The sequence below is a fragment of the bacterium genome, assembly GCA_035559435.1.
Lineage (GTDB): Bacteria > Zixibacteria > MSB-5A5 > WJJR01 > WJJR01 > JACQFV01.
In genome coordinates this window covers 1-8,431 of sequence record DATMBC010000095.1, presented here as the reverse complement: position 1 = coordinate 8,431, position 8,431 = coordinate 1, and the positions used below count along the sequence as shown (strand labels likewise).

Annotated in this window: 5 protein-coding genes; all 5 read left to right on the top strand. The window is 65.0% G+C overall.

Annotated features, from left to right (window positions below; genetic code table 11):
• A partial coding sequence (locus VNN55_11015) for a hypothetical protein (protein ID HWO58086.1) occupies positions 1-332 on the top strand: 332 nt, incomplete at its 5' end.
• Positions 333-573: 241 nt separating this feature from the next.
• Positions 574-3,804, top strand: coding sequence for a hypothetical protein (locus tag VNN55_11010; GenBank protein ID HWO58085.1), 3,231 nt, complete (start codon positions 574-576; stop codon positions 3,802-3,804).
• Positions 3,805-3,961: 157 nt separating this feature from the next.
• Entirely contained in the window at positions 3,962-4,804 is an 843-nt protein-coding gene (locus tag VNN55_11005) for an LOG family protein (protein ID HWO58084.1), read from the top strand.
• Between the two features lie 424 nt (positions 4,805-5,228).
• Positions 5,229-7,925, top strand: coding sequence for a hypothetical protein (locus VNN55_11000; GenBank protein ID HWO58083.1), 2,697 nt, complete (start codon positions 5,229-5,231; stop codon positions 7,923-7,925).
• A 188-nt stretch (positions 7,926-8,113) separates the two neighbouring features.
• A partial coding sequence (locus VNN55_10995) for a hypothetical protein (GenBank protein ID HWO58082.1) occupies positions 8,114-8,431 on the top strand: 318 nt, incomplete at its 3' end.

Below are 8,431 nucleotides of genomic sequence, written 5' to 3'. Positions count from 1 at the left end.
CCCGCCTCAGCAGTGCCACCTACGCCGGCATCCCGATCTGCGGCGGTTTATTTGACTTGCCACCGATTCCGCAGTACAGCCCGGCGCAGTGTGACTGCCAGTTCCGCGGCGATCCGGTCTGCGACAGTGTAATCAACGACGTGATGGACGTGGTCGTGGTGATCGAATGTAACGCACTTGCTCGCCCGGTTACTGCGACCCCTGCGCCTGCAATCCCTATCCCACCAACTGCCCGTAGCCAGAACGGGCCGGAAGCGCCAACGGGCGGGACACAAGGTGTCCCGCCCGTTTTATCTTTTCCTATCACATTGTCTTTTAATATGTTACGTTGACGCGGCGCCGCAATGAGAATTAATTCTGTCTGAAAATATTCTTGACAAAATTATTAATGTATGATTCTCTTACGCTCGGTGGGTCGAGTGGTGCTCCCCGGCCCATTACGTTCTGCACGAAGTGTTCTGAGGCAACTGAAGAGTCCCGTACCCTAGGCCCAGGAGGTGGGTCGTGAAGTGCATCTGTACTGGCGGTCGAACTACCAAGGCGCGATGTCGTGGCCTGCTGGTAGTCTCGACCATGCTCGTCGCGTTCGCGCTGGTGTCCAACGCGTTCTCTGCTTCAGATCCGGAACCATCCCCGCTTTTCCAGCACAGTCTCAAAACCTCGATCGAGAAATTCGAGGAGCCGAATGCCGCGGCCAAGCCCGCCTATCCGGCGAAGCAGGCCAAGCCGCATCCGGAGCAGGCCCCAAACCCCGGAGCCGCCGGGGTCAGGATGGCCACGCTCGAGGGCACTTACACCTGCACCGGCACTCAGACTTGCGATGGCACGCCCACCTGCACCGGTGAGATGACCTGCAACGGCGCGCCCGACTGTCTGCCGCCGACCATGCCGGGATTCCCGACCTGTGTCGGCACTCAAAGTTGCGAGGGGACAACCACCTGTCCCGGCACCGCCTCGTGCGCCGGCACCGCGTCGTGCGATGGCTCGACCACCTGCTCCGGCCAGCAGACCTGCCCCGGGACCCCCACCTGCGAGGGCACGCTGACCTGTCCGGGCTCGACCACCTGCTTCGAACAGCCGACCTGCGGCGATCAGCCGACCTGTCTGCATTTCCCGACCTGCAACATGCAGCCGACCTGCGATGGCAAGCCGACGTGCTATAACACGGCCAGTTGCCATGGCTCGGTCACCTGCGATGCCGCCACGCCGACCTGCGATCAGTCGCCGACCTGCGGCGGCGCCGCCACCTGCAGCGCGGGTGCGACCTGCGATGGCACCGCCACCTGCGGCGGCGTTTCCTGCGCGGCCGGCGGAGCGACCTGTGCGGGCTACGTCACCTGCTCCGGATCGAACACCTGCGATCCGACCGGCCCGACCTGCGATGGTTCGCCCTCGTGTGATGCCACCGGCGCCACCTGCGCCGGCCATCCCACCTGCCCGGGCAGCACCACCTGCAGCACCGAGCCATCCTGCGATGGGACCGCGTCGTGCGCGGCCACGGTCGCGACATGCCAGGGCACGGCCAGTTGTCCCGGCTGGGCCACCTGCCAGGGCAGTCTGACCTGCTTCGGTTCAACCGGGGCCACCTGCGACGGCAACCCGACATGCAAGGGCTACGCGACCTGTAACAACGCGACCACTTGCGTCGGCTACCCATCTTGTCCGGGCACTTACACCTGCGAAGGGTATCACACCTGCGCCGGCGCGGCGACCTGCGCCAGCAATCAAACCTGTCCGGGCACGCCGACCTGCAACGGCACGACCACCTGCGCCGCTGGTCTGCCCACCTGCGGGACCGCACCCACTTGCAGTGGCCAGAACACCTGCAACGCCAGTCTGACATGTCCGGGCTCCAACACCTGCACCGGCACCCAGACCTGCGACGCGCAGGCCAGCTGCCCCGGCAGCGCCACCTGCGCCGGACAACAGACCTGCGCCGGCACCGTGACCTGTCAGACCGCCGCCACATGCAATATCACCTGCAACACCACGGCGACCTGTTCCGGTTACCATACCTGCTCGTGGTCGAACACTTGTCCCGGCACGCCGACTTGCTCGGATCTGCAGACCTGCGCCAATCAGCCCACCTGTCCGGGCGGCGCGGCCACCTGCCAAGGCACCACAACTTGCCAGAACATCACTTGCTCCGATGTGCCGACTTGTCCGGGCTATCAGACTTGCGAGGGTTCCTACACGTGCGTGGACTCGCCGACCTGCCCGAACCAGTCGACCTGCACCGGCTTCCAGACTTGCGCCGGCACCGCGACCTGCGCCCCGCTGCACACCTGCGGCGGCGCGGCCACTTGCGCCGGCACCGCGACCTGTTCGCCCACCGCGCTGACCTGCGCCGGCCAGTTCACCTGTCCGGGCTCGATCACCTGCGCCGATGTGGTGACCTGCCCGGGCACACAGACCTGTCTGGGGTCGATCTCATGCGGTCATACGATCACCTGCGCCTCGCTGTCAACCTGCCCCGGTTCGCCGACCTGCGTGGGCGCGACCACCTGTAAGGGCCAGGTGACCTGTAAAGGCGCGGCGACTTGTGTCGGGATGCCGAGCTGTCCGCACTCGGTCAGTTGCGCGGTGGTAACCTGCTCGCCCAGCCCGACCTGCGGCCAGCACTTCTCCTGCTGGGGCCAGGCGACCTGCGCCGGTCAGAACACCTGCGCCGGCAACCCGTCGTGCGTGGGTGCGGTTTCATGCATCAACGCCAAGACCTGCGCCGGCGTGGCGACCTGCCATGGCGCGCTGACCTGCCCGGGCACTCAGACCTGCAATGGCACCACCTGCCCGGGTTCAGCCACCTGTCCGGATTCGTACTCATGCAGCGGCTTCAACACCTGCTCCGGCAGTTCCACCTGCCCCGGCAGCCCGACCTGCTGCTCACCGACGTCGGCCGGCTATCCGACCTGTCAGGGGACCTCGACCTGCTCCGGCTTCATGCCGACATGCGGCGCCTGGGGCCCGACCTGCACCAACTGGGAAACCTGCACTGGCATGCCGACCTGCGGCAGGACGCCGACCTGCAGCGCCACCGGCGTTACCTGCACCCGGCAGCCGACCTGCTGCTGGACCGGCACCTGCCAGGGTTCGCCGACCTGCGTCAATCAACCGACCTGCGACTTCGCCACCTGCGAAGGCAGCGTGACCTGCTTCGGCGCCTACACTTGTCAGGGCAACGTCACCTGCCAGGGCGGGGCGACCTGTCACTACTCGGCCACCTGTGAGGGCTACCACACCTGCCCGAACAGCCCGACCTGCGACCATCAGGCGACCTGCGCCGGATTTGTGTCCTGCGCCGGCACCACCACCTGCGATGGGCCGACCTGCAACGGCACGATCTCCTGCGCCGGCACGCCGACCTGCCCGGGTCAGGCCACCTGCGCGCACACCGCGACCTGCTGGGATACGCACTCCTGCCAGGGCAACGTGACCTGTCCCGGCACGAGCACCTGCCAGGCGGCCACCTGCGCCGGCACCGCGACCTGCGGCGGCTACTTCACCTGCGGCCAGGCGGCCTGTGTGGCGACCTGCGTGTGCACCTGCCACGGCGACGCCAACTGCGACGGCGTCAAAGTGGATGTGCGTGACGTGGTCATCGCCATCAACGTCGCCTTCCGCGGTATGCCTTCAACCTGTGATCCGGGTTGCCCGGCCGAACGCACCGACGTCAACTGCGACGGTGTGAGCAACGTCATCGATGTGGTCAAGATGGCCACCGTCGCCTTCCGTGGCGGCGACCCGGCCGTCGAGTTCTGCAACCCGTGCGACACCGCGCCGCCGACCGGATCGACCTGCAATTAGTTCGCTTTGACATGCTCGTCCCGAGCGGGGAGTCGCACGGCTCCCCGCTCGTTCTATATTGCGCCGTCGCCGCGCCCGAGTTTTCTCTTGTTGATCCCCGATGCGCGCCGCTCCTTGATGCGACGGCGGGAGGACCCGGCCGCATCGAGGGACAGACATGACCAATCGCAGCGAACCGGAAGATCGCTGGTGGGAGCGCTCCCGCTCCTACATTCGCGCCTACGAGGACCTTGAATTTCTCCGTCAGGATGAACTGCGCCCCGTGCGCCTGCAGCTCGAACTGCTCAAGCCGGAGCTGACCCTTCAGAAGCACCGCATTCGCTCCACCATCGTGGTCTTCGGCGGCACGCGCATCTGGGAGAAACCGGATGCCGAACGGCGGCTGGCGGATCTGGACGCGCAATTGAAAAAGAATCCGGGCGACCCGCGGCTGCAAATCCTCCGCAAGGCGGCGGAGCGGTTGCTGTCGCTGTCACGCTTCTACGACGAGGCGCGCAAGTTTGGACGGATCGTCTCCGAGGCCAACCGCAGCGACGGCTCCGCTGACTATGTGATTGTCACCGGCGGCGGCCCCGGCATCATGGAGGCGGCCAACCGCGGCGCCTATGACGTCGGCGCCGAATCGATCGGTTTCAACATCACGCTGCCCCACGAGCAGCGGCCCAATCAGTACATCACGCCCGATCTCTGCTTTCAATTCCGCTACTTCGCCATCCGCAAGATGCACTTCCTCCTGCGCGCCAAGGCGCTGGTCGCCTTCCCCGGCGGCTACGGCACCATGGACGAGCTCTTCGAGGCGCTCACGCTGGTGCAGACCCAGAAGGTTCCGCCTTTGCCGGTGGTGCTCATGGGACGCGAGTTCTGGAATGATGTTCTCAACTTCGATGCGCTGGTCGAGAACGGCGTCATCGACCCCGAGGACAAGGACCTCTTCATCTACGCCGAAACCGCCCAGGAGGCCTGGGACTACATCCGCGAATTCCGCGCCAATCACACGTAGTGTTTATTGCCATCCGCGATATCGTATTCGCGCCACACATCTGTCATTCCGGCCGTTTGCGGCGCTCTTTGCCGCGACCGGCTTGGAATCTGTGTCTTTCAGGAGGACAGACATTCCTGTCTGTCCATCGCCTCGTGAAGCGGGCCAGCTTTATGACCCGCCTCACGGGGCGATACACACGGCGGGGTTGTCCTCCCGCGCAATGCCATCGCCGCTCGGGGGCCAAAAAGCGGCCCCCAACCGGCGATGGCAGGTCAGACAGGAATGTCCGACCCCCTCTAATAATCGTGATTCCAATCTGATCACGGCGCTCTTTGACGCGATCAGATTGGAATCTTTGTTCGCCGGGTCGCTTGCCAAATCCGCAAAAACCCGTACCTTGCGGAGTGATCTGGTCGTTTTACTTCACACAGACGGACTGCGAATGACAATCAAACGTGTATTGCTGACCGCCGGCGCGCTGCTCGGCGTGGCCATCGTGTGCCTGTTCCTGACCCAGCGCGAGCGCACTTCCCCCGCGCGCGCCTACTTCACCATGGTGCACGACGTTGTCGCCCAGCGCGGCAAGGTTCCCAAGGCCAAGTCCCGTCCCAACGACTGGTTCTACCTCCAGCGCGCTTGGCCGGGAGATGATGTCCCCGTTGAGGCCCGCATGAAGGCGAAGGACAAGGCGCTCGACCTCCGGCGCGCGTCCGCCGCCAAGGACGCGCAGGCCGCGCCGGTCTGGTCCGATGCCGGTCCGACCAACATTCCCGGACGGGTCGTCGATCTTGCCATCAATCCCTACAACTCCAGCATCGTCTTTGCCGCCTCGGCCGCCGGCGGTGTGTTCAAGTCCATCGATGGCGGCAACAATTGGACGCCGGTCTTCGATGACCCCGGGCCGCAGCCGATGGGCGCGATCGCGATCCACCCGATCAACGACAACATCCTCTATGCCGGCACCGGCGAAGCCAACGCCGCCACCGACAACTACGAGGGCACCGGCATCTACAAGACCATCGACGGCGGCGCTTCCTGGACCCTGGTGGGCCTGCCCAACAGCTACAGCATCGGCCGCATCGTGATCGATCCCTTGCGCCCCGACACCGTCTATGTCGCCGTCGCCGGACGCATGTTCGGCACCAATCCCGAACGCGGCCTCTACCGCTCGCAAGACGGCGGCGCTAGTTGGGAGCAACTGCTCTACATCAACGACACCACCGGCTGCATCGATGTCGCCTTCCATGCCTCCACCGGCACGATTCTCGCCGGCATGTGGCAGCGCTGGCGCAATCCGATGCAACGGCAGGCGGGAGGATGGTCGACCGCGATCTGGCGCTCGACCGACTTCGGCGCCAACTGGACAAAACTTAACGGCGGCGTGGTTCCCGGCTTCGGATTGCCGGCGCCGTCGGCGATCCTCGGACGCGTCGGCCTGGCCATGACGCAAAACTCCGAGACCGTCTACGCGATGTTCGATGAGCACCCCGGCAATTTCGCCGGCATTTACCGCAGCGATGACCTGGGCGGCTTCTGGTCACGCGTGAACGATGCCGCCTTGAGCGGTTTGACCGGCGGCTTCGGTTGGTACTTCGGCCAGATCCGCTGCCACCCCACCAATCCCGAGGTGGTCTTCGCGCTCGGCGTGCCGCTCTACAAATCCGTCGACGGCGGCGCCTCCTGGGAGAATGTCACCGGCGATCTGCACGTCGATTTCCACGCGCTCGCCTTCAGCCCGACCAACGGCAACCAGATCTACCTCGGCGGCGACGGCGGCGTGGCCTACAGCGCCGACGCGGGCAACAACTTCACTCCGCGCGCCAACATGGGCAACTCGCAGTTCTATGCCATGACCATCGACAAACTCAACCCCGACCGTCTTTACGGCGGCACGCAGGACAACGGCACCCTGCGCACGCTCACCGGCGCGCTCAGCGATTGGGATCGCATCCTCGGCGGCGATGGTTTCTACACCGTGGTCGATTTCACCAACGCCGATGTCGTCTACGCCGAATATCAGAACGGCTACCTGTTGAAATCCCCCGACCTCGGCGTGAACTTCTACTACGCCATGAACGGCATCGACTACAACAACGACCGCCACAACTGGTCAACCCCCTTCGAGATGGCGCCCTACGACAACGAGGTTCTCTACTACGGTTCCCATCGGCTGTACAAGACCAGCGATGGCGCCGCCAACTGGGCGCCGATCTCCGGCGATCTGACCGATGGCGATGATCCCGGCAACCTCGCCTTCGGCACCATCACCACCATTGGCGTGTCGCCCAACACGGCGGGCGTCGTCTATGTCGGCACTGACGACGCCAATGTCTGGGTGACGCAAAACGACGGCGGCAACTGGACAAATATCACGGCCGGACTGCCCAACCGCTGGGTCACGCGCCTGACCGTCCACCCGACCAACCCCGCCATCGCCTATGTGACCCTCTCCGGTTACAAACTCGCCGACCATGAGGCGCACATTTACCGGACCAGCGACTACGGCGCGAGCTGGACACCGATCGACGGCGACCTCTTCGATGCGCCGATCAACGATGTCGTCATCGACCCCGACTATCCCGATTCCGCGCTCTACATCGGCACCGACTTCGGCGTCTACATGACCCACGACGGCGGGCAGAACTGGATCCCGCTCGATCAGGGGATGCCGCTTTTGACCCCCGTCCACGACATCGATTTCCATCAGGGCACGCGCAAACTCGTCGCCGGCACCCATGGCCGCTCGATGTTCAAGACTGTCGTCGCCTGCCCCGATGTGGTCGATGCCGACGGCGACAGTGTCATGGATTTCTGCGACAATTGCCCGGCCACGAGCAATCCGGGTCAGGAGGATGCCGACGCCGACGGCATCGGCGACGCCTGCGAGGCCTGCGCCTGCGACTGCCACGCCGATCCGGTCTGCGACGGCGTCATCAACAACGTGCTGGATGTCGTGCTGGTCGTCAACGTCGCCTTCCGCGGCGCGGCCGTCGCTCCCGATCCCAGCCCGAACTGTCCGCGCGAACCGACCGATGTGAACTGCGACGGCGTAACCGGCGTGGTCGATGCCGTCAAGATCGTCAACGTGGCGTTCCGTGGGACCAATCCCCTCACGGAATACTGCAACCCGTGCTTGTGATCCATCGACTGATCGACGGTCAAGCAGAGCGCACACGATGCCGGCCCATCCCGCGAGGGATGGGCCGCTTCGTTTTTGCCTGTTGACCGATTGATTCCTGCGCTGCCTTTGTGTTGTCATCGAACCGAAGTCCCACATCTGCGCATTCGACAAAGTCGCGCCGAGTCGCGAAGAGACTGGAGTGTCGCATGGGGCAAATCCGCAGCCCGGCTGTCTCCATTGGAATCGGTCTTGCCGTGATCCTGCTCACGCCGGACGGCGCCCCGCCGCAGGCGCCGGGCGGGCTTCCCGCCGAGTCGCTCGCCCTCCGTCTCGACACGCTCCCCGGCTATGTCTCCCCGGGTACGGCCTTCAACTACTCGCTTCTGGGAACCGTGCTCACCGTGGCGACGCTGGTCGCGGCCTACCCCGGTTTCCTGTTCGGGCCATCGCTCGGTTACTTCCATGCCGGTCAGCCGGGACGCGCCTGGACCGGTATCGGCATTCGCGCGCTGGCCACCGGCGGG